The sequence below is a fragment of the Blautia intestinalis genome (assembly GCF_014297355.1).
Classification (GTDB): Bacteria; Bacillota; Clostridia; order Lachnospirales; family Lachnospiraceae; genus Blautia_A; species Blautia_A intestinalis.
Map to the genome: position 1 here is coordinate 330,428 of NZ_JACOQE010000003.1, position 21,667 is coordinate 352,094.

9 protein-coding genes are annotated in these 21,667 nt (G+C 43.2%); all 9 read left to right on the forward strand.

Annotated elements, in window-relative coordinates:
* Positions 1-8: 8 nt before the first annotated feature.
* Positions 9-2,477 (forward strand): C40 family peptidase, encoded by a 2,469-nt coding sequence (locus H8Z79_RS07890; RefSeq protein WP_187002772.1) that lies wholly within the window; start codon positions 9-11, stop codon positions 2,475-2,477.
* A gap of 16 nt (positions 2,478-2,493) precedes the next feature.
* On the forward strand, positions 2,494-2,823 hold the full coding sequence (locus tag H8Z79_RS07895) for a DUF4315 family protein (protein WP_117456759.1): 330 nt from the start codon (positions 2,494-2,496) through the stop codon (positions 2,821-2,823).
* Positions 2,813-3,496 (forward strand): CD1107 family mobile element protein, encoded by a 684-nt coding sequence (locus H8Z79_RS07900; protein WP_117456760.1) that lies wholly within the window; start codon positions 2,813-2,815, stop codon positions 3,494-3,496. The genes H8Z79_RS07895 and H8Z79_RS07900 overlap by 11 nt, the downstream gene beginning before the upstream one ends.
* An 83-nt stretch (positions 3,497-3,579) precedes the next feature.
* Entirely contained in the window at positions 3,580-5,676 is a 2,097-nt protein-coding gene (locus H8Z79_RS07905; protein ID WP_117456761.1) for a DNA topoisomerase 3, read from the forward strand.
* Between the two features lie 19 nt (positions 5,677-5,695).
* Positions 5,696-13,864 carry a DEAD/DEAH box helicase family protein gene (locus tag H8Z79_RS17675; RefSeq protein ID WP_187002773.1) on the forward strand — a complete coding sequence of 2,723 codons (8,169 nt, stop codon included), beginning with the start codon at positions 5,696-5,698 and terminating at the stop codon, positions 13,862-13,864.
* Between the two features lie 54 nt (positions 13,865-13,918).
* Positions 13,919-19,258: a DUF3849 domain-containing protein gene (locus H8Z79_RS07915; RefSeq protein WP_187002774.1), complete on the forward strand. Its 5,340-nt coding sequence runs from the start codon at positions 13,919-13,921 to the stop codon at positions 19,256-19,258.
* Positions 19,255-19,506, forward strand: a complete 252-nt coding sequence (locus H8Z79_RS07920; RefSeq protein ID WP_055056601.1) for a transposon-transfer assisting family protein — start codon at positions 19,255-19,257, stop codon at positions 19,504-19,506. Before H8Z79_RS07915 ends, H8Z79_RS07920 begins: the two co-directional genes overlap by 4 nt.
* Positions 19,503-20,414 carry a YodL domain-containing protein gene (locus H8Z79_RS07925; protein WP_187002775.1) on the forward strand — a complete coding sequence of 304 codons (912 nt, stop codon included), beginning with the start codon at positions 19,503-19,505 and terminating at the stop codon, positions 20,412-20,414. The genes H8Z79_RS07920 and H8Z79_RS07925 overlap by 4 nt, the downstream gene beginning before the upstream one ends.
* A gap of 136 nt (positions 20,415-20,550) precedes the next feature.
* Positions 20,551-21,609, forward strand: coding sequence for a hypothetical protein (locus H8Z79_RS07930; protein ID WP_187002776.1), 1,059 nt, complete (start codon positions 20,551-20,553; stop codon positions 21,607-21,609).
* Positions 21,610-21,667: the final 58 nt, after the last annotated feature.

Consider the following 21,667-nt stretch of genomic DNA (forward strand, 5'->3'; position numbering starts at 1 on the left):
GGTGAGATTTGCAGGAGCATGAGTATAAGGCGAGAGATAAAACCGTCCAGAAGATGAGTCGTGATGGTCTTAGAGAAGAGAATCTTCGGAATAAAGAAGAAAAAAGGATCACTGGACGGGACATGGATACAGAGGTTTCCCGTAGTGAAAAAAAGGATGAACTGGATTTCAGTAAGAGAAGGCGTGAGCATAGCAATGGAAAAAGGGAAACAGAACATTCGGAGAAAAGTTCCCCAAAAGCCAGATATAGTAGAGAAACTGTACTGGATGAGAAGTCAGAACAAGATATAGATGGAGAACTGGATGGGGAACAAGTAGCCGATGAAAGCACAGCTGCAACGAAATCCGCATTTCGCAGTGAGAGCATCCGTGGACAGCCAAGGGGAGAACGGGCTTATCTGGAAACGGTTGCAGACAGCCGGGATCTCCGTAAGAAAAAGATGGTCAGAGATTATGCGTCAAAAGAAAGACGGAAGGAAAAGGAGGCGTCCGAAGAAAGCAAGACGGCAAAGAGAGAAGCTGCCCGGTACAGGGAAACTTCAGAAGTGGCAGAAGAGTCTCTGGATGGATTTTCGGAGGAGATCAAAGGCAAATCGAAGCGGGAACGTGTGCTGAAAGAACAGCGGAAAAAGAGTTCCAGATTATCGTTTGACGATGAAAGTGATGGCATGGTACATGGAGCCGGTATCGGTATCCGAAGTTCTGCATCTGCCGTGAAAGATGCTGCGGCTACGGCGGCTCATTGGAAAACCCATGAGGCAGAAGAGGATAATGCTGCGGTAGAAGGGGCACACCGGGCAGAGCTTGCAGGAGAAAGCCTTGCAAGAAAATCCATTTATACAAGGGAACGCTTAAAGCAAAGGAGGGAACAGACAAAAAGACTGAAAGAAAGCGTTCTTGATGAAGCAGAAAAAAGCAGGCTGATGTTTGAATCTGTTTATGGAAATGAAGCAAAAAATATGGTGAAGAAGGAAGCGGAGCAGAAAAGAAAATCTGCATTGCAAAAACTGTTCCAGAAGAAACGCTATCAGAAACAGTATCAGGCAGCAAAGCAGAGTAAAAAGGCAAAGGATGCCATGATTACTTCAGCACAGAAATTTACAGAAAAGGCGAAAGATGCGGTCAAAATGATTGCGGCACAAAACCGTGGGATTTTTGCTACAGTTGCTATCTTTGGATTGATCTTTGTCTTGATTGCAGCAAGTTTTACCAGTTGCAGTGCATCCCTGCAGGGAGCTTCGTCTGCCATTATTTCCACCAGTTATTCCAGTACAGATGAGGACATTTATGCCGCTGAAAATGCATACCGGGCATTAGAAGAAGCCTTAAATACGCAGATCAATCAGATGGAATCCACGCATCCGGATTACGATGAATACCGGTACCAGATTGATGAGATCGGACATAATCCATATCAGCTGATCTCTTATCTGACAGTTAAATACGGTGGTTTTACTTATGATGAAGTAGCAGAGGAGATAGAGTCCATTTTCCGTCAGCAGTATGGTATTACGACAGATTCTACCAGAGAGACAGTTACCGAAACAAAGACAGTCCGGGTAGGAGAATCACTGGGACAGGTTGTCACCAGTGGGTATTGTAACTGCTCCATCTGCTGTGGGCAGTGGAGTGGAGGACCGACAGCCAGCGGTGCGATGCCGACAGCTAATCATACGATCGCAGTAGATGCATCGAATCCTTTTGTACCGATGGGAACCCATGTCATTATGAATGGTGTGGAATATGTAGTAGAAGATACCGGAGCTTTTGCAAGATATGGTGTTCAGTTTGATGTTTATTATGATAATCATGCAGCAGCTTCCGCACATGGGCACCAGACATGGGAGGCATACATAGCAGACAGCAATGGAAGCCAGGAAGTGCAGGTTACGACAACGAAAGAAGTAAACCGTCTGGATGTGACGATGACAAACCGCAATCTGGATACCATATTGAGAAGCCGCATGACGGAAGAAGAACAGGAAAGATACGATGCATATAACAAATATTATGGAAATCGTGATTACCTGTTTGACTTAAACAGCATACCCACCGGAAGTGGAGGATTTGGTTATACCATACCGACAGATGCTTTATCTGATCCACAGTTTGCAAAGATGATCCGGGAAGCAGAGAAATATCTGGGAGTTCCTTATGTCTGGGGTGGTTATTCCCCAAGTGGATTTGATTGTTCCGGATTTGTAAGCTGGGTTATCAATAATTGTGGAAATGGATGGAATATTGGAAGATGTACTGCCGACGGACTTCGTTCTCACTGTTCGCAGGTATCTCCATCGGAAGCAAAACCGGGAGACTTGATCTTCTTCCAGGGCACTTATAACACAAGTGGAGCGAGTCATGTTGGAATCTATGTCGGCAATAACATGATGATCCATTGTGGTAAGCCGGTGCAATATACAAGTATCGCAAGTGCCTACTGGCAGGAACATTTTATGGCATTTGGTCGTCTGCATTAGAGGAGGTGACAGGCAGATGAACATGAAATTAAAAAAGATTCTGGATGATATTCAGAAGACAGAGGATAAGATTGCAGAGCTGCAGGAACATCTGAAACGGCAGAATACATTAAAACAGCAGATGGAAGATGTGGAGATCATCAAATCTTTCCGTTCTATGAAACTGGACAGCCGGGAGTTACTGGTATTGCTTGACGGGATTCAGAAAGGAACCGTTACGATTCAGATGAATGAGGACGGCGGTATCACAGTGGAGGATACCAAGGAGACACCCCAAAAAGAAAGCGATAACAGACCACCTGTGGGGCAGGTGGCAGAAAGAGAGGTTTTAGACGATGAGGAATAAAGTGGTAAAGAAACTTCTGATAATTGCTATGGCGGTAACAATGATTTCGGGAACGTCCATTGCTACTGTTTATGCAAATGCAAATCCACCGGCAGAAGAGACAACGACAGCGGTGGTGGAAGAGACAACAACAGAAAAGAATAAAGATACGGAGAAAGCAGAGGATACGGGAAGAGTTACCGGAGAGAGTAATAATTCTGCTTTTTCTACACCGGGAAATGCCCAGCTTGTAGATGATAAGGAAAATGATGATACAAAACAGTTCCTTACTATCCAGACGAAAAAGGGGAATACTTTTTACATGGTCATTGACCGTTCCAGTAATACAGAGAACGTATATATGATGTCTCTGGTTGATGAGAACGATCTGGCAGAATTTCTGGATGAAACAGAAAAAGACAAGGAAACTGAAGAATCAACCGTAGTGATCCCGGAAACCACACCGGAGACTACACCAGCAGCAGAGGAGGAAACCAAAGTGAAGAAAGAAGAGAAAAGCGGAATGAATGTGAAAGGTCTTGCAGCTATCGTAGTTGCAGCAATCTTAGGCTTTGCAGGAATCGCAGTCTATAAGAAACATGGACGCAGTAAGGACGAAGATTATGTAAGTGAACAGCTTGAATTTTCAGACGGTCCGTATGTAAATGAAGAGGACGATGAAAAAGAAGAATAAGCGTTTTTAAAAGATGGAAACAGTAATAAGGACAGGGGCAGCCAGAAATCTTGGCTGCCTTTTTTGGTAGAAAGGAAAGGATTATGTCTAAATTTTTAGTGATCGCAGAGAAGCCAAGTGTAGCACAAAGTTATGCGAAAAATCTGTCCGCTTATAAGAGGGAGGACGGTTATCTGGAGGGAGAAAGCTGTATTGTCAGCTGGTGCTTAGGACATCTGGCAGAATACGCACAGCCAGAGGAATATGACCCGAAATATGAAAAATGGCAGTTTGATGATCTGCCAATCCTTCCAGAAGCATGGAAGCTGAAAGTTTCCAAGGATAAAAAGAAGCAGTTTGAAGTCATAAAAACTCTGATGAATCGAAGTGATGTGGAGTATCTGGTCAATGGCTGTGATGCAGGAAGAGAAGGAGAACTGATCTTTCAAAGGGTGTATGTGCTTGCCGGATGCAGGAAACCAGTGAAACGTCTGTGGATCAGCTCGATGGAAGATGCCGCCATTCAGAAAGGTTTTCAGACAATGAAAAGTGAGGAAGAATATAAGAATCTCTGTATGGCTGCGGTGTGCAGGGCACAGGCTGACTGGCTGATTGGAATGAATGGAACCAGAGCATACACCACGAGATATTTTAAACGATTGGTTGTGGGCAGGGTACAGACCCCAACCCTTGCCATGCTTGCAGAACGGCAGGAGAGGATCGAGCATTTTCAAAAAGAAGCGTTTTATAAGGTAGCACTGACAGATGGAAAACTTACAGTAGTTTCCGAGAACATTGCAAATGAAGAAGCTGCGGAGCTGCTTGCAGCGTTATGTAATGGTTCGACCGCTGTGGTCACACAGATGAAGAAAGAACGTAAGAAATCATTTCCACCGAAACTTTATGATCTGACAAGCCTGCAGAGAGAGGCCAACCGTTACTTTGGATATACAGCGAAACGTACACTGGATATGCTACAGGAATTATATGAAGAAAAGCTGGTTACTTATCCAAGAACAGACAGTCAGTTTGTAACGGAGGATATGAAAGATTCGGTAGAGGAACTGGTAGAAAAAATGCCAGTATTACTTTCGTTTGTAGATTATGGACAGTTGGGACATGGCATAAAAAGGGTAATCAACAATGCAAAGGTATCTGATCACCATGCGATTCTTCCGACAAAAGAAGTCGTGGAGAAAGGAATTGCTGATTTACCGGCAGATAAAAAGAATCTGATGATGCTGATCTGTCAGCAGCTGGTACAGGCAACTGGAGAAGAATATCTGTATGAGCAGACAGATATTACGGTAAAGTGCCAGGAACATGATTTTAAAGCCAGAGGGAAGATTCCAGTACAGATGGGATTTAAGGAAGTAGAAAAGGCATTTAAACAGCTGTGTGTCAAAGCGGAACCAGTGGAGGAAAAGGAAAAAGAGACTTCGATTCCTGCTGGGTATGAAGAAGGAATGAGGCTTTTTCCAGTAAAAGCAGAGAAAACCACACATTATACCTCTCCGCCGAAACCATTCAATGAAGATACGCTCCTTGCTGCAATGGAAACAGCCGGTAATAAGGAGTTTGATTCTGAAACAGAAAAGAAAGGGCTGGGGACTCCGGCAACAAGGGCAAGTATCATTGAAAAATTGGTTTCTTCCGGTTATGCACAGAGAAAGGGTAAGCAGATATTGCCAAGTACCGAGGGAAAGGAATTGGTAAAGGTCATGCCAGAGTATCTGAAATCAGCAGTAATGACAGCGGAATGGGAGAACCAGCTGTTGATGATGGAAAAGGGACAGATTACAGATACTCAGTTCATGGGAGAGATTACTTCTCTTGTCCGTAAGATTTTAGAGGTATGCAGGGAGATACCGGAAGAGGAACGCAGGAGATTCCAGACTGCAAGGGAAGTGATCGGCAAATGTCCGGTCTGTGGTTGTGATGTTTTCGAGGGCAAACAGAATTTTTACTGCTCAAACCGTCAGTGTGATTTTGCCCTTTGGAAAGAAAACCGTTTCTTGGGAAGCATGGAGAAAAATCTGGATAAAAAGATGGCAAGAGAACTTCTTGATAAGGCTTGTACCCATGTAAAAGGTCTGTATTCTAAAAAGAAAGATATGAAATTTGATGCAGATCTGTTACTCACACTGGAGGATGGCAAGCCGAGATTCCATCTGGAATTCCCAAAGAAGAAAAAGAAATAAGACAAGGAGGTAAAGCGATATGTCTAAATTACAGGACATCCGGGATCTGGCACAGGAACATGCTGTATCAGTGAGCGGTTCCCCCAGAGACTGGATGGATTATATGGACACAGCATCAAGGTTATATCGTTATTCTTTTTCAGACCAGCTTCTGATCCATGCACAGCATCCGGAAGCAACGGCCTGTGCATCACTGGAATTATGGAATGAAAAGATGTTCCGATGGGTGAACCGTGGTGCAAGGGGAATCGCCCTGCTTGATGAAACAGGGCAGCATACCAGACTCCGTTATGTGTTTGATATTTCGGATACCCACATGGTAGCCGGGGGCAGAAGCCCGTATCTTTGGCAGATGCAGGAACATCAGAGAGAAGAGATCCTCACCCATCTGGCAGAGGTCTATGCTCTGGAAGAAAAGGATACAGCAACTTTGCAGGATGCATTGATGGCAGTCGCAAGGGAAATGGTCAGTGATAATCTGGAGGAATACCTAGACGGATTGGAATATGCTGTAGAAGGTACTTATCTGGAAGATCTGGACGAGGTGACGATTCGCAGTGATTTCCGTCAGTTGGCAACAGACAGTGTTTACTATCTGCTTTCCAGGCGATGCGGGCTTGATCCGATGGAACTTCTGGAAGAAGAGGACTTCATGCATATCACAGATTATAACCGTCTGTCAGTTCTCACCTTTCTTGGAAATACGGCAAGCCAGCTCAGTGAGAGTATTCTGATTGATATTGGAAAGACCGTACATAAAATTTCTCTGGAAGAAGCGAGAAAAGAGGTTGAAAATTCCAATGAAAGGAATTATAATAACTTTACCACGTTAATGCGTGAAACTAAAAACCGGGATGCAGAAACGAAAAAAGAAGAAAATATTGAAAATGAAGGAGGAACCGATTATGGAACTGACATATCATCGCAAGGGAGATTACCTGTTTCCGAATCTGACCGTCGAAGAGGAAGAAGTGACGATCGGGAAATACGGGATGCTGCGGAGGACATTTCTGAAGGAACACAAGAACAGCCTTTATCAGAGCCTGTTCCTGACCGGGAAGCTGAACAGCCATCTGGAACAGATCGAGAAAGCAGCACAGGAGAGAATGGACAGCTAGATGGAGAAATTACTGGAGAAGAATCCGGCACCGGACAAGGAAGCAGATCCGATGGCATGGACAGCACACATGAACGCACTGATGGCAACAGCGGAAGAGAGCATCTTGACGGAATTGGTATACAGTTAGTCGAAGATACAAGAGAAGATGGATTGAGTAAAGCAGAGGAAGAGATCGCCTCTGCTTTATCTTTGCCCGAATATCCAACTGCAGATGAACAAAGGCGGAACATCGAGGAAAGGGCAGCTGCCCTTTATGCAGGAGAAATCCCGATTCCAGAGGAAGTTGTTGATGAGATCTTACGGACAGGAGGAAACCGGAAAGCCAGCCAGCTCCGGATCATCTATAATTTCATGAGCGAACAGACACCGGAGGAATATACGGAGTTTGTAAAGCGTGAATACCGTAAAGGTGGAAAAGGCTTTCAGATTGATGGAAAGGAATATTCAGTCTGGTTTGATGAAACCGGGATGCAGATCGCAGTGGGGCATACGGTTACAGACCATATCTTAGATAAGGCATTTTTATCATGGGAAGATGTCAGCGGACGTATCCATCAGCTTTTAGACCAGGGTGAATATGCACCACAGTCTGTATTGGATGCAGCAAGAAGTAATGCAGTAAAAGAACACGCCCAGGCTCTTGCCTATATGAAAGGGGATATGGCAGAAGGAGTAGCCGAGATTGTTTTTGACGAAGAGGACTTACCACATCTTCGCAGTATCTATCCGGAGATCACAGATTATCTGGAAGAAAAATTGGAAGATTCCCAGTGGCTTTCGGAACTAAATGAAAGACTGGATGCACTGGCAGAAGCCTATGAGGAAAATCATTCCATTATGCGTTTCCATCATTATAATCCTGTAAATATCTCAAAGCAGTTTCAGAAGTTTGCGGATGAGATCATCCCTTATCAGGCAAGGGATGGGTTTGCCTGGAAAGAACATCCGATGTTCATTACACAGGATGAGATTGATGCTTATCTTGCAGGAGGTGGAGCGTATTCACAGGGCAGGCTTAGGACGTATTCCTTTTATCTGCTGCATGAGGATGAAAGAGCGAGGACAGGTTTTATCAAGGAACAGTATGGGATTGGTGGAAGCAGTCATGCACTGTCTGGTGCCGATGATTCACATGCAAACTATGATGGAAAAGGATTGTTTCTTGCAAGAGGTGCTTATGGGAATCCATATACGTCAATTTTATTATCCTGGAATAAAGTTGCAAACAGAGTAGCTTATCTGATCAAGAATGACCAGTTCCTGCAGGCAGAAGATTATGCTCGTATGCCGGAATATGAACGGGAACAGATGGCGAACAAGGTACTCCGCTTTTATGACCGTCTTCCGGAAGAGATGGACAGACCATTTACGGAGGACTTCTTCTGGGAAAAACCAGGAAAAGAAATGGAGGCAGTATTAGAGAATCCAGAGCAGACAGAGGAACTGTTACAGAAGATGGATGCAGCATTGGCAGCTCTTCCATTGGATTTTGAAGCGTATGGGACAAACTATCAGCAGAAAACAGAACTTCTTTCAGAACTCCACCAGTATGCAGAAGGAACCTATACGATTTTCCCGACACCGGAAGTAAAACCGTCTTTTGCGGAACCATCCGGGCGCCAGATGACCATGTTTGATTTCTTAGATACGAAGGCAGTGACAGAACCGACCGTAGTAGATATGTCAGATGTAGAGGAAATAGAAGAGGAAGAAGTTACTGCTGAAGAATCTATTTCAGAGAGTCAGGAGCAGGAAATAATAGAAACTTCTGAGGGACAGGAACAAAAAGAACCAGAAGAAGAGGTAACAGCTAAAACAGTAGAAGAATTGGCGGAGTCCTGGGATGAAGGTGTTTTTGCGTATCAGGGGTATCATTTTGAAGCAGTAGGGGTATTGCCGGAAGGAATAGAAGGAAAAGATCTGGTTGCACAGACCCGTTCCAATACAGAACTGCATTTATCAACCTACCATACAGAAGATTTCCCAAAGTATTCGTATGATGATTTTTATGCAGTCAGCAATGCACCGACTGCCGATGTATTCCGGTGTCTGGAAACCGGACGCAATTATATTCCCGGAGAAAATGAACTGTTTGGATATGAGGGAGAATTCCAGCCATATTTAAAACCGGAAGTAGAAAAGATTGTAACAGAACCGCATAATTTTCGGATTCAGGATAATGACCTTGGGGCAGGCGGTCCGAAGGCAAAGTATAAGGCAAATATGGAAGCCATCCATTTGTTACAGACTTTGGAGAAAGAAGAACGTCTGGCAACACCCGAAGAACAGGAAATCTTATCCCGTTATGTTGGCTGGGGCGGTATCCCACAGGCATTTGAGGAAAATAACAGCAGCTGGGCGAATGAGTATCTGGAGTTAAAGAATACCTTATCACCAGAAGAATACAGTGCAGCAAGGGCATCGACCTTAAATGCTTTTTATACGTCCCCAACCGTGATCCGAAGTATGTATGAAGCACTGGAAAATATGGGACTGAAACAGGGAAATATTCTGGAACCGTCCTGTGGTGTCGGTAACTTTATGGGAATGATCCCTGAGAGTATGAGCAAAGCCAATATGTATGGTGTGGAACTTGACCCGGTTACGGGCAGGATCGCAAAACAGCTTTACCAGAAAAATAAGATTGCCGTGCAGGGATTTGAGGAAACCAGTTATCCAGACAGCTTTTTCGACTGTGTGATAGGTAATGTTCCATTTGGAGCGTATCAGGTCAGTGACCGAAGATATGACCGGCATCATTTTATGATCCATGATTATTTTATTGCAAAATCCCTTGATCTGATCCGTCCGGGCGGCGTAGTTGCTGTGGTAACTTCCAGTGGAACGCTGGATAAGCAGAATCCGGCAGTGAGACAATATATCGCAAACCGGGCAGAACTGCTTGGAGCTATCCGATTACCGAATAATGCGTTTCAGAGAAATGCCAATACCAGTGTTGTTTCTGATATTTTGTTTTTCCAGAAAAGGGACAGGGCATCCCTTGAGGAACCGGAATGGTTAAATCTAAAGGAAACACCGGAAGGCTATTCGGTTAATGCTTATTTTGCAGAGCATCCGGAAATGGTGCTTGGTGATTTTACTACAGAAAGTACCCAGTACGGAAAGCAGGAAGTGACCGTAAAACCAAAAGAAGGCATTACCTTAGAAGAACAGTTAAAAGAAGCGATTAGGAATATCCATGGCACGATCAAGGAACTGGAACTTTCGGATACAGAGCTGGAGGAGGATGTTGTCTCTATCCCGGCAGACCCGGAGGTAAAGAATTTTAGTTTTACTGTGGTAGATGATGAAGTTTATTACCGGGAAAACTCTGTGATGAACCGCATGGAGCTTCCGGCAATGACAGCGGAACGTGTCAAAGGGATGGTGAAGATTCGTGATATTACGAATGAACTGATCCAGTGCCAGATGGAAGAGGGAAGCGATGAACAGATCACAAAGCTGCAGGGAAAACTCAATGAAGAATACGATACCTTTACAGCAAAATATGGTCTTCTCAGTAGCAATGCCAATAAGCGGGCATTTAGCCAGGACAGCAGCTATTGTCTTTTGACTTCTCTGGAATTTCTGGATGATAAGGGAGAACTGAAACGGAAAGCGGATATTTTCAGCAAGCGGACGATCCGCCGGGCAGAAACGGTGACTTCTGTGGATACTGCCAGTGAAGCTCTTGCTGTTTCCATTGGTGAGAGGGCAGGTGTTGACCTTTCCTATATGTCACAGCTTTCCGGAAAAACAGAAGAGGAGCTTACCGAAGAACTGGAAGGGGTAATCTTTAAGAACCCGATCGGTGAAAAATGGGAGCCATCAGACGAATATCTTTCTGGAAATGTGAGGGAAAAACTTCAGACCGCCAAACAGTTTGCAGAAGATCATCCGGAATATCAGGTGAATGTGCAGTATTTGGAGCAGGTACAGCCAAAAGATCTGGATGCGTCAGAGATTGAGGCAAGACTTGGGGCAACCTGGATTTCCGAGGATTACATTACACGGTTTATGGCAGAGACATTCCATACACCAAGATATTATATAGGGAGCAAGGTTAAAGTCCAGTATGCCGAAGTGACCGGACAGTGGAATGTTATGGGAAAGAATGTGGACAGCTACGGAAATGCTCTTGTTACTTCCACATACGGAACACAGAGAGCCAATGCCTACCGCCTTTTGGAAGATGCCTTAAACCTCCGGGATACCAAGATTTATGACACGGTACAGGATGCCGATGGAGAACACCGGGAATTAAACCGGAAGGAAACGATGCTGGCACAGCAGAAGCAGGAACTGATCAAAGAGGAATTTAAGGAGTGGATATTTAAAGACCTGCACCGACGGGAAGATCTCTGTAAGATCTATAATGAACGATTTAACAGCATCCGTCCACGGGAATATGATGGAAGCCATATTCAGTTTGTTGGCATGAATCCGGAGATCACCCTGATGCCGCATCAGAAAAACGCAGTGGCTCATGTGCTGTATGGAAATAATACGTTACTGGCTCATTGCGTAGGAGCTGGAAAGACGTTCCAGATGATCGCAGCCGGTATGGAATCAAAACGGCTGGGACTCTCACAGAAGAATCTTTATGTTGTGCCAAACCATCTGACCGAGCAGTGGGGCAGTGATTTCTTACGACTTTATCCTGGGGCAAATATCCTGGTGGCAACGAAGAAAGACTTTGAGCCGGCGAACCGAAAACGTTTCTGTTCCCGTATTGCGACAGGGGATTATGATGCCGTGATCATCGGACATACGCAGTTTGAGAAAATCCCTCTTTCAAAAGAACGGCAGATTGCCATGCTGGAAGATCAGATCGCAGATATTACGTTTTCCATTGAAGAAGCAGCACATCAGGCAGGGCAGAATTATACCATCAAGCAGTTGGAAAAAACAAAAAAGAGTCTGCAGACGAGGATGAAGAAACTTAATGACCAGACCAGAAAGGATGATGTAGTAACTTTTGAGCAGTTAGGCGTAGACCGGCTGTTTGTGGATGAAAGCCATAGTTTTAAGAACCTTTTTTTGTATACAAAAATGCGGAATGTGGCGGGAATCTCACAGACGGATGCACAGAAAAGTTCGGATATGTTTATGAAATGCCGGTACATGGATGAACTGACCGCCGGCAGAGGAATCACCTTTGCTACAGGTACTCCCGTATCGAACAGTATGACGGAGCTTTACACTATCATGCGTTATCTCCAGTATGACACACTCATGCGTATGGGTATGGGACACTTTGATTCCTGGGCGGCAACGTTCGGGGAGACAGTAACCGCAATCGAATTATCACCGGAAGGAACGGGCTATCGTGCAAAAACACGGTTTGCCCGTTTTTTTAATCTTCCGGAGCTGATCTCCATTTTTAAGGAAGCTGCGGATATTCAGACTTCTGATATGCTGAATCTTCCCGTGCCGGAAGCAGAGTTTATCAATGAAGTCTTGAAGCCAAGTGAAGAACAGCAGGATATGGTAGCAGCATTTTCAGAACGTGCAGAATCAGTAAGAGCAGGAATGGTAAATCCGACAGAAGATAATATGCTCAAGATCACCAATGACGGAAGAAAATGTGCGTTAGACCAAAGGCTTCTGAACGAACTCCTTCCGGATGCGGAAAAAAGCAAGGTCAATACCTGTGTGGAAAATGCTTTCCAGGTATGGGAGGAAGGAAAAACAGACCGGACAACCCAGCTGATCTTCTGTGACCTGTCCACCCCAAAAGGAGACGGGACGTTCAACGTATATGATGATGTCCGGAACAAACTGGCTGCCAGAGGAATCCCGAAAGAAGAGATTGCTTTTATCCATGAATACAACACGGAGGCAAAGAAAGCGGAACTGTTTGCAAAGGTGCGGGCCGGACAGGTGAGAATCCTAATGGGTTCTACACCGAAACTTGGTGCTGGTACCAATGTACAGGACAGGCTCATTGCTCTGCATCACCTTGACTGTCCGTGGAAGCCGTCTGATCTGGAACAGCAGGAAGGACGTATTTTAAGACAGGGAAACCAGAATGACAAAGTAAAGATATTCCGATATGTGACGGAGAACACTTTTGATGCGTATATGTGGCAGATTTTGGAGAATAAGCAGAAGTTCATCAGTCAGATCATGACCAGTAAATCACCAGTCAGGGCATGTGAAGATGTGGATGATACGGCACTGTCCTATGCAGAGATCAAGGCACTTGCTACAGGAAATCCGTATATTAAGGAAAAAATGGATCTGGATGTGCAGGTGAGTAAGCTGAAACTCTTAAAGGCAAACCATACCAGTCAGATTTACCGTCTGGAATCCGATATTGCAAAGAATTTCCCGGTACAGATCAGTGCATTGAAAGAACGGATTGCCGGGATGCAGGTGGATTCGCAGGTAGTAAAAAGCGTGGATTTACAGGATAATGACACATTTGCCATGACGGTAGGAAATGTCCTTTATGAAGATAAGAAAGAAGCAGGCGAAGCGTTGATCGCTGCCTGTGCAGGGCTAAAAACCGTTAGCACCGGCGGAAAGGTCGGGGAATATCATGGGTTTACTTTATCTGCTTCCTACAATATGTTCTCCAATGCATTTGAACTGACGGTCAAAGGAAAATGTTCTTATAAGCTGGAAATCGGAAAAGACCCGGTAGGAAATATGCAGCGTATCCATAACACCCTTTCTTCCATTGACAGGAAGCTGACGGAAAGTGAGCAGAAATTGGAAACCGTACAACAGCAGCTTGCTACTGCACAGGAAGAGGTAAAGAAACCATTCCCGAAAGAAGCAGAGCTGAATGAAAAGATGGAACGGTTATCCGAGTTAAATGCCTTGCTGAACATGGATGAAAAGGGTAATGAGACGATTATGGCAGATGAGGATATTGGCAGAGAAGGAAGCAGCACAGACAGCAGGGATACTGCAGAAGAAAAAGAACTTCCGGAAACAGCAGACAGAATCCATAAGCCATCTATTCTGGAACGCTTAAAGCAGGAGAAGGCACAGCAGAATACAGCGGAACAGCCACCTGTACAGAAAGCTGCAAAGAAAAAACACGAACAGGAGTTATAAAAGATTTCCCGTCAGAGTTTTCTCTGGCGGGGACATAAAATGGAGGGTTTGTTTATGGCAAATAATATAGAAAAACAGTTAAAAGAAATATCGGAACGGCTGGAGCAGGGAGTAAAGGAAATCTTTACATCGGAGCGATATACCGAATATCTGAATACTATGTCAAAGTTCCATAATTACAGCTTTAATAACACGCTGCTGATCACCATGCAGAAACCGGAAGCAACACTGGTGGCAGGGTATCAGGCATGGCAGAAGAAGTTTAACCGTCATGTAAAACGTGGAGAGAAAGGAATCCAGATCATTGCACCAGCACCGATCCGGGAGAAACAGGAGATTGAAAAGATCGACCCGGTAACAAAAGAGCCTGTGATCGGGGATGATGGACAGCCGGAAACAGAGATTGTGGAGATGGTGATACCGAGATTCCGCATAACGACAGTGTTTGATGTCAGCCAGACAGAGGGAGAACCGATCGCAGAACTGGAGGTGCCGGAGCTTACCGGAAGTGTACAGTTTTATGATACGTTCATGCAGGCATTGCAGAATATTTCTCCTGTACCGATCCGCATGATGAATGTGGAAGGGGAAGCAAAAGGCTATTATCACCAGACAGAAAAATATATTGCGATAAAGGAAGATATGAGTAATGTCCAGACCATGAAAACAGGAGTCCATGAGGTGAGCCACGCATTGCTGCATGACCGGGAGGTAATGGATGCGGAAGGGATTTTAAAAGACCGGACAACAAAAGAAGTAGAAGCGGAGAGTATTGCCTATATTGTCTGCAACCACTTTGGTCTGGATACTTCAGAATATTCGTTTACCTATATCGCCAGCTGGTGCGAGAGCAGGGATATGAAGGCGTTGAAAGCGTCTATGGATACCATCCGAAAAACATCTTCAGAAGTCATTGAGAATATCGAGGCACGGATGCACGAGTTGGAAATGGAAAGACCAATCCGGGATACCTTCCATAAGGAAGATTTGATCCTGCATCTTTCGGGCAGAATGGGTTCCGAGTTTACTTATGATCTGATCGAAAATATGAGCAGGGAACAGTTAGAACAGAATGTGGAAGAATATGTCAGCCTTCTGGAAAGTGGTGAGATAGAGGAGAATGAGAAACCTCTGGAAAGTTTTCTGGAAGAAAAAGGTGCTGCCGTCACACCACTGTATGACAGCAGTGGGCACGGAGAGAACTATCCGATTGATTTTTATGATGTGGAGTATGATGCTGACACAGGAGTTACTTCTTTTTCTGACCTTTCTCCGAAAGAGCAGGCAGAGATGATCGTGCAAAAAGCAGAGTTTCCGAGACATATTTTTTCAGAAGAAGAAAAGGCATTTGTAAGTGAATATGCAGAAACCTTTCCCGGACAGGTGGACAGACTGAATGACCTGGTATGGGACATGAGAGAATCTTATGATGAAGCCGGTTCAAAACTGGTGTATGAAGTGATCCAGGCAGCAAGGGCGAACTTTCCAGTGAAGGAACCAGAAATTGAAGAAGAAACAACAATGCAGTATGCCCACCGTCTGATTGAAACGGCAGAAGCTGCCAATACGGGAAACTTCACAGATTCCCAGAGAAATCTTATTGTGAATTTTGCATATAAGATGGATGACAAAGACGAAGTGCTTGGACTGGTGAACCGTATGATGACTGCAATCCGCAGACCGGGAAGTGAATATACGAGAAGCCTTATGAATGAAACACAGGCACAGATTGACAATTTTCCAGATGGCATGATCGGTTTTACAGAAATGCACGAAGCAGGAATCCGACTGGAACACATGTATCCTCTTGAAAAAAACAGGGCAGTAGAATTGTATCGTGAGGGTACGGAAGTTTTTCTCTTACATGGAAATCCAGACAATCCAGAGCAGGCAGGACAGATTCTTGCAGAAACAGAAAATGCAATCCTGGGACATGACGGTATTTTTGGTATTACGGAAGCAGAATGGGAAGTACATAAAGAAAGAGAAGCAGCTGCCGCCAGACAGGAAAAACTGGAACAGGACAGTGCGGAAAAGATTGATGAGACACTTCTTCTGCATGGAGAAAGCAGAAGGTTTGCCATTTATCAGATGGATAGTGGAGATGAGCATACTTATCAGTTTATGGGAATAGAATCCGCAAAGAGTCTGGGCTATACCATTGACGGAAAGGATTACCGGATGGTTTATGCAGCACCGTGGATGCCAACGATCACGTTAGACAATATATTTGAACGCTTTAACATTGACCGACCGGAAGATTTCCGTGGTCATTCCTTATCGGTAAGTGATGTGATCGTGATAAACAGGGGTGCAGAGATTACAGCCTATTATGTAGATTCTTTTGGATTTCAAGAACTTCCAGAGTTTGTCCAGCAGAGAATGAATATGCTGGAACATAATTCCGTCAGGGCATATCCGCCAGTTTATAAAGGAACATTGGAACAGGCAATGGGAGAACGGGATGTGGATGCTTATCTGGATTCCAGAAAGTTAAACCTGGACTGTAAGAAAGCAATCGAAGAAGCCATCCGGGAGAATTTTGACGGGCTGCACTTAAAGCAGGATGCGGCAAAAGAAGTCGTGGAACGCTTCGGGGAAGAACGTATGAATTTTGTTATGGCAAATACCATCCGTGAACTTTCCCATGATGGAAGATTTTCCAGACAGAACAAAGACTGGGCGGAGCATATCGAAGTCCCGGAAAATGTCAGCCGGGGTAGAAATCTGAACCTGGATTATGTGATCGAAAGCCACCCGGCAGTTTTGGATGGTTTTATCGACATGGCAAGAGCTGAGATCCGGATGCAGAGGATAGAACAGGCGATAGGAGAAAACGAAGTGACAATCACGGCAGAGACAAGAGGATATGAAGCAGAAGGACATAACGGGACATGGCATACGGTTGATGAAAAGGAATATGCGGGGGAGAAGTTCTTCTTAATGGAACATGATGAATTTGGCTCCGATGTGGCAGGGATTATCGTAGCAGAAAATGGACAGCTTGTAGCGGAGGATTTATGGAATGGGTTTGATGCAGGAGCGTTAGAAGCTGTATCAGAATATTTGCAGGAAAATGGAACAACACTTTATGACTTGATGGAATTCCCGAAAGATTCTGTTGTAACCCTGCGGAGTGGACAGACACTTACAATCGAAGAAATACAGGCAGTACAGAAAGATACCTGGGAAGAAACGATGGCAGGAAAAAATGAATCTGGAACGGATGTCCGGTTTAATTTCCATGCAGTCAGTGAGGTGCAGCTGCCAGAAGGCATAAAGTTGAAAATGCCAGAGATTCATTACGTTGATAATTTTTATGTGATGGAAGATGTAAATGCAGAGGGTGTAGTAAAAGTAAACCGGTATGAATCACTGGATGAAGCGATGCAGGAATATTTACGCCTGCCAAATCATCAGGAAAAAGTGCTTGGTATCCAGAATACGGAAACAATGCAGGAAAGCATGGATTTTATCCGATGTGAAAACGGAATAGATCAGCTGACCCATGCATATGAACAGATTGGAGGGTGGCTGAATCCGGAAATATATGAAGCGGTAAATAAAATGGAAAATATGCTGGACTGGAATGAGGTACAGATTGCATATCAGATTGGAAAACAATACTTTACAATCCAGACTGCAGAAGATGGCTATGATTATACATTTTACAATGAAGATTATCAGGAGGATGATGGAGGGATCTATGACAATCCGACAATTTATGTAGATGAAGCTGCCGGTGATATTTTGGAAGATAAAGGGTACTCATTGGAAGACGCAAAAGTAGTGGATTATGAAGAATTGATGGCAGATGTGGAAGAAGTTCAGGAAGAACAGATGCAGCGGATACAATTAGAAAAAAACTGCCCGGCAAGTATTTTTGAAGGATTTCACAGGGAAAAAGCACTGCAAACCTATGAAGGAATCGCAATGCAGTTTACCGAGAGCAAAGGGTATCTGAGCATACAGGCAACAGAAGAAGGATATTCCTTTATTTTTTATGACTCTGATTTGCATGAAATCCAGAGTGGTGATTACGATAATCCAGACGCATCCATTCAGAAAGCTACTTATGAAATCCTGAAAAGTGAAAGAATGGATGATATGGAATGTGTTAAAGTGGACTATAAAGAATTTGAGGCAATGACCATCCAACATTCAAAGGATTTACTACAGGCAGGTGAGCTTCGTGCGACTTCTGAGATTGGAAGAGATGAAGTAGCATTAAATGGTCTTAGCAGGGCAGAAGTGGAACAGGGTGTCTTGTATCATGCACAGGGTATTCTGGAAGAAATGGGATTAGAAAATGAAGTAGAGCTACTTGCAGCAAGGGTGCATGGTTCCAGAAGCAGAGAGGAACTTTACAGAGATGATTCTGACCTTGATGTGGTGCTTTCTTATCGTGGCAATATCCGGGAGGACAGTTTCTTCAATGAATTAAATGCTCATGGTATAGCAATGGCAGGTATTAAGGTGGACATCAATCCTATTGCTGAAGAAAGAATCACTTTGGCAGAATATATGAAGGAAGCAGATGCTTACCTTGATCAGCAGGAAATCAAAAAGCTGGCGGCTGATTTAGATAATTTCAGCTATGAATATGACTCTTACGAATATAAAGATACCGTTGAGAACAGGGAAGAACAGGTGGAGAAAATCACAGAGGACATTTTGAATAAGAAAACAGAGTGTTTAAAGGACTGGCTCGTTGAAGTATCGGAAGAATCTGATATAGACAGTGATGTGATAACTGCCCGGTCATTACTTTCCCGTCTGGAAAATGCAGAAACCCTTTCTATCTTTACCAGACAGCCTGAGCAGGAACAGCCAGAAGCTACGATCAGTTTCTATGTAGCAGAGTGCATGGAGTTCCCGGTCATGGGTGAGTACCATAATAATCTTACTCTGGAAGAAGCGATTAAGATTTATGAAAGTATTCCGGCAGATCGACTACATGGAGGCAAAGGGATTGGTTTTGACCTGCAGGACGGGGATAAGGATTATTCCGGGGAATATGAACTGATGTGTTGGGATAGAGTGGACAGGGAACTGATAGATATGATTCCTCATTATAAGGAAAGCCCATTGGTACAGAAAGCAATTAACGATATGGAAAAGTATCTGAATGAGAAACATGGAAAAGTGCAGGAAGCAGAACAGACCGTGGAAGTGAAACAGGAAGTTTCAGAAACACCAGTCAAGAAAGAATCCGTATCAGTAGAACCGAACCGGGAACAAAACAAAGAGCCTGCAAAGGGTGAAAAAGGGGAACTGAAAAAATCTGTGCTGCAGTCGTTAAAAGAGTTTCAGGCAAGGGCAAAAGCACAGGAGCAGAAAAATAAAGAAGCAGAAAAACCTAAAGCACATAAGAAGGGGGATGTAGAATTATGATGGATCTGGCAATGAACTTTGATACAGACGAATGTTTAGTAACGGCAATGTTTGATAAAGGAAACAGAAATGACACGATGGAAGCCATCGACAATATCATTCCATTTCTGAAAGGGGATGCGGATATGATCGGGCTGGTCTGCAATACCATAAGAAAGTTGTTCTGCATGAGTGACGAAGGCTATGAGATTTTTCTTATGGATCTGGAAGATTATAAAGCGGAACTGGAAGAGGAGGACGAGGAATGAGTACAAGTCAGTGTGCAGTATATCAGGTAAAAGAAACACCAGAGTACCGGGATGTTCGTTTCCGTTCCTATGAAAAGCTGAGAAGCGAAGGAAAGAGCGTCAGCATTGAGAACTATCAGCAGGTGTACATTGGAAGAATCCAGCCGGGGGAAACTCCGGCGGATATAAAAATACGCCTGCAGAAACAACGACCGAAGAACTTCAAAGGTCATTCCATCGGATGCAGCGATGTTCTGGTTATCACAGATGAGGGAAAAACCACAGCTTACTATATTAATAAAGACGGATTCATCATTGTTCCAGAATTTCTCACAATCAAAAATTCCTCTGATACCAGACTTTCCATTGATACAACGGGATATGAAATCGAAGGAAAGAAAGGTACATGGCTTGCTCAGGATTATATTTTGATGAATGAGAAAAAATGGTTTCTGATGGAACATGAAGAGTATGGGACAAGAGCCGCCTATGTGATTCTCAGTGAAGATGGGGCAGTAGTTATGAATGACTGTTACAATGGCTTTGACGAAGAAGCAAGACGGAACATCCAGAACTTTATGCAACAGCAGATAGCAAAAGAACAGGAACAGCAAAGGCAACAGCAGATGCAACCGAATCAGACACAGCAGTTACCAGAGCAGCAGAAAAAGAAACCAGAGCTGGCAAACTGGCAGAAGGTCATGGACAACGGAGAGTATCTTCGTAGTGCAGAGATGGCAGAAGAAGCCAACTACAATATGATTGATGGACTGATGAACAATACTCCAAAGAAAAAAAATAAAAATGCTCCCCGGAGATCTGTGCTGAAACGGCTTCGTAAACATCAGCAAAAGATAGCCAATCAAGGCAAAGGACAGCCGCAGCAACAAAGAGCAGTGGAAGAGGAGATGGAGAGGAAGAAGAAGTAATTTTCAACGAAAGTGGTCTTGCTACTTATGTGGCGGGGCCATTTTTGTTGAAAAAAAGAAACGAGGGATTGTATAATAGGTGTATGAATTTTGAGAAGTTTAAATATACAAGCTTTAAATGGGAGATATAAATATTATGACAGAAAATGAAGTAATAAATAAGATATACGGATATTTAAAAAATCAAAATGAGCATATTATAATGGAAAATATGACAAATGAGTCAGTTAGTCTTTTTTGGGAAAATATATCTGTATTATATAAAGCGGGAGTTCTTCAAAATAATAAAGCGGTAAAGAGATTTTGCGATAAATTACGAATTAGAACTGGCTATGACAGGGATCAATGCTTACAGGGGTTATCCGAGATGGTCTTTTGGCTTTATGCTATTAAAAATAGTTATACTTACGAAATGGATAAGAAATTAAAAAATCAAGAAAATACAGATGTTGATATACAACTTTTAAAATATGGATATAAATTTAACATTGAAATAAAAACACCGAAACAAGTAAAAGAAGATGATGATAAAGTATTGGGGGTTAACATACCTTTTCGCAGTTTTAAAAATAAAGATACACAAAAAACATATATTGATAAGTTAGAAAAAGAAGTTTTTCCTCAAATAATCAATAAGCCAGACGGAATGTATACAGGTTATAATATATCCAAAATAAATGATAATAAAGTGATAGAATATTTAAGATCTTGTCAAACAAAATTTAATTATGAAGCAAATTCTATAAATGTATTGGTTATATCTGTTTCTTCGCAGCAAATGCAAGATTATTGGGGATATATATATAATCCATTTACAGGAATTTTTACAGAAGATTTTAAAAATAGTTTTTATGATAAAAGTGGAAAGGATGTAAAACACAATGACTTTGATGCAGTTGATGTTATTTACTTAACGAATATAGTTGAAGGACATATACGAAAAATAGAAGGATTTGATCCATGGAAATTAGAAAATTATTGTGGCATATTTTGTATTAATCCCTTTAGTGTTAGGACAAAAGATAAAAAGGATATAGAGGTATATGAAAAATTGTTAAATATACTTCCGAATGATACAATTTTATTTGAAAAAGAACACGATCAAGCGAATCAAAGAGGAAAAGAAATGAATATATCGGTTGATCCAATATTTATGCAAGAATATATTTCGGAGCATTACCCTAAATTGATTTGAGAAGAGTGCTTGCGAATTAGTTATGGGTAGAGAGAAGAATAAAAAAATACTACCCATA

Bases quoted from the DNA above. Each gene is read 5' to 3' on its own strand.
- H8Z79_RS07895 (WP_117456759.1), top strand. From the start codon at position 2,494: ATGAACATGAAATTAAAAAAGATTCTGGATGATATTCAGAAGACAGAG.
- H8Z79_RS07900 (WP_117456760.1), top strand. From the start codon at position 2,813: ATGAGGAATAAAGTGGTAAAGAAACTTCTGATAATTGCTATGGCGGTA.
- H8Z79_RS07905 (WP_117456761.1), top strand. From the start codon at position 3,580: ATGTCTAAATTTTTAGTGATCGCAGAGAAGCCAAGTGTAGCACAAAGT.
- H8Z79_RS17675 (WP_187002773.1), top strand. From the start codon at position 5,696: ATGTCTAAATTACAGGACATCCGGGATCTGGCACAGGAACATGCTGTA.
- H8Z79_RS07915 (WP_187002774.1), top strand. From the start codon at position 13,919: ATGGCAAATAATATAGAAAAACAGTTAAAAGAAATATCGGAACGGCTG.
- H8Z79_RS07920 (WP_055056601.1), top strand. From the start codon at position 19,255: ATGATGGATCTGGCAATGAACTTTGATACAGACGAATGTTTAGTAACG.
- H8Z79_RS07925 (WP_187002775.1), top strand. From the start codon at position 19,503: ATGAGTACAAGTCAGTGTGCAGTATATCAGGTAAAAGAAACACCAGAG.
- H8Z79_RS07930 (WP_187002776.1), top strand. From the start codon at position 20,551: ATGACAGAAAATGAAGTAATAAATAAGATATACGGATATTTAAAAAAT.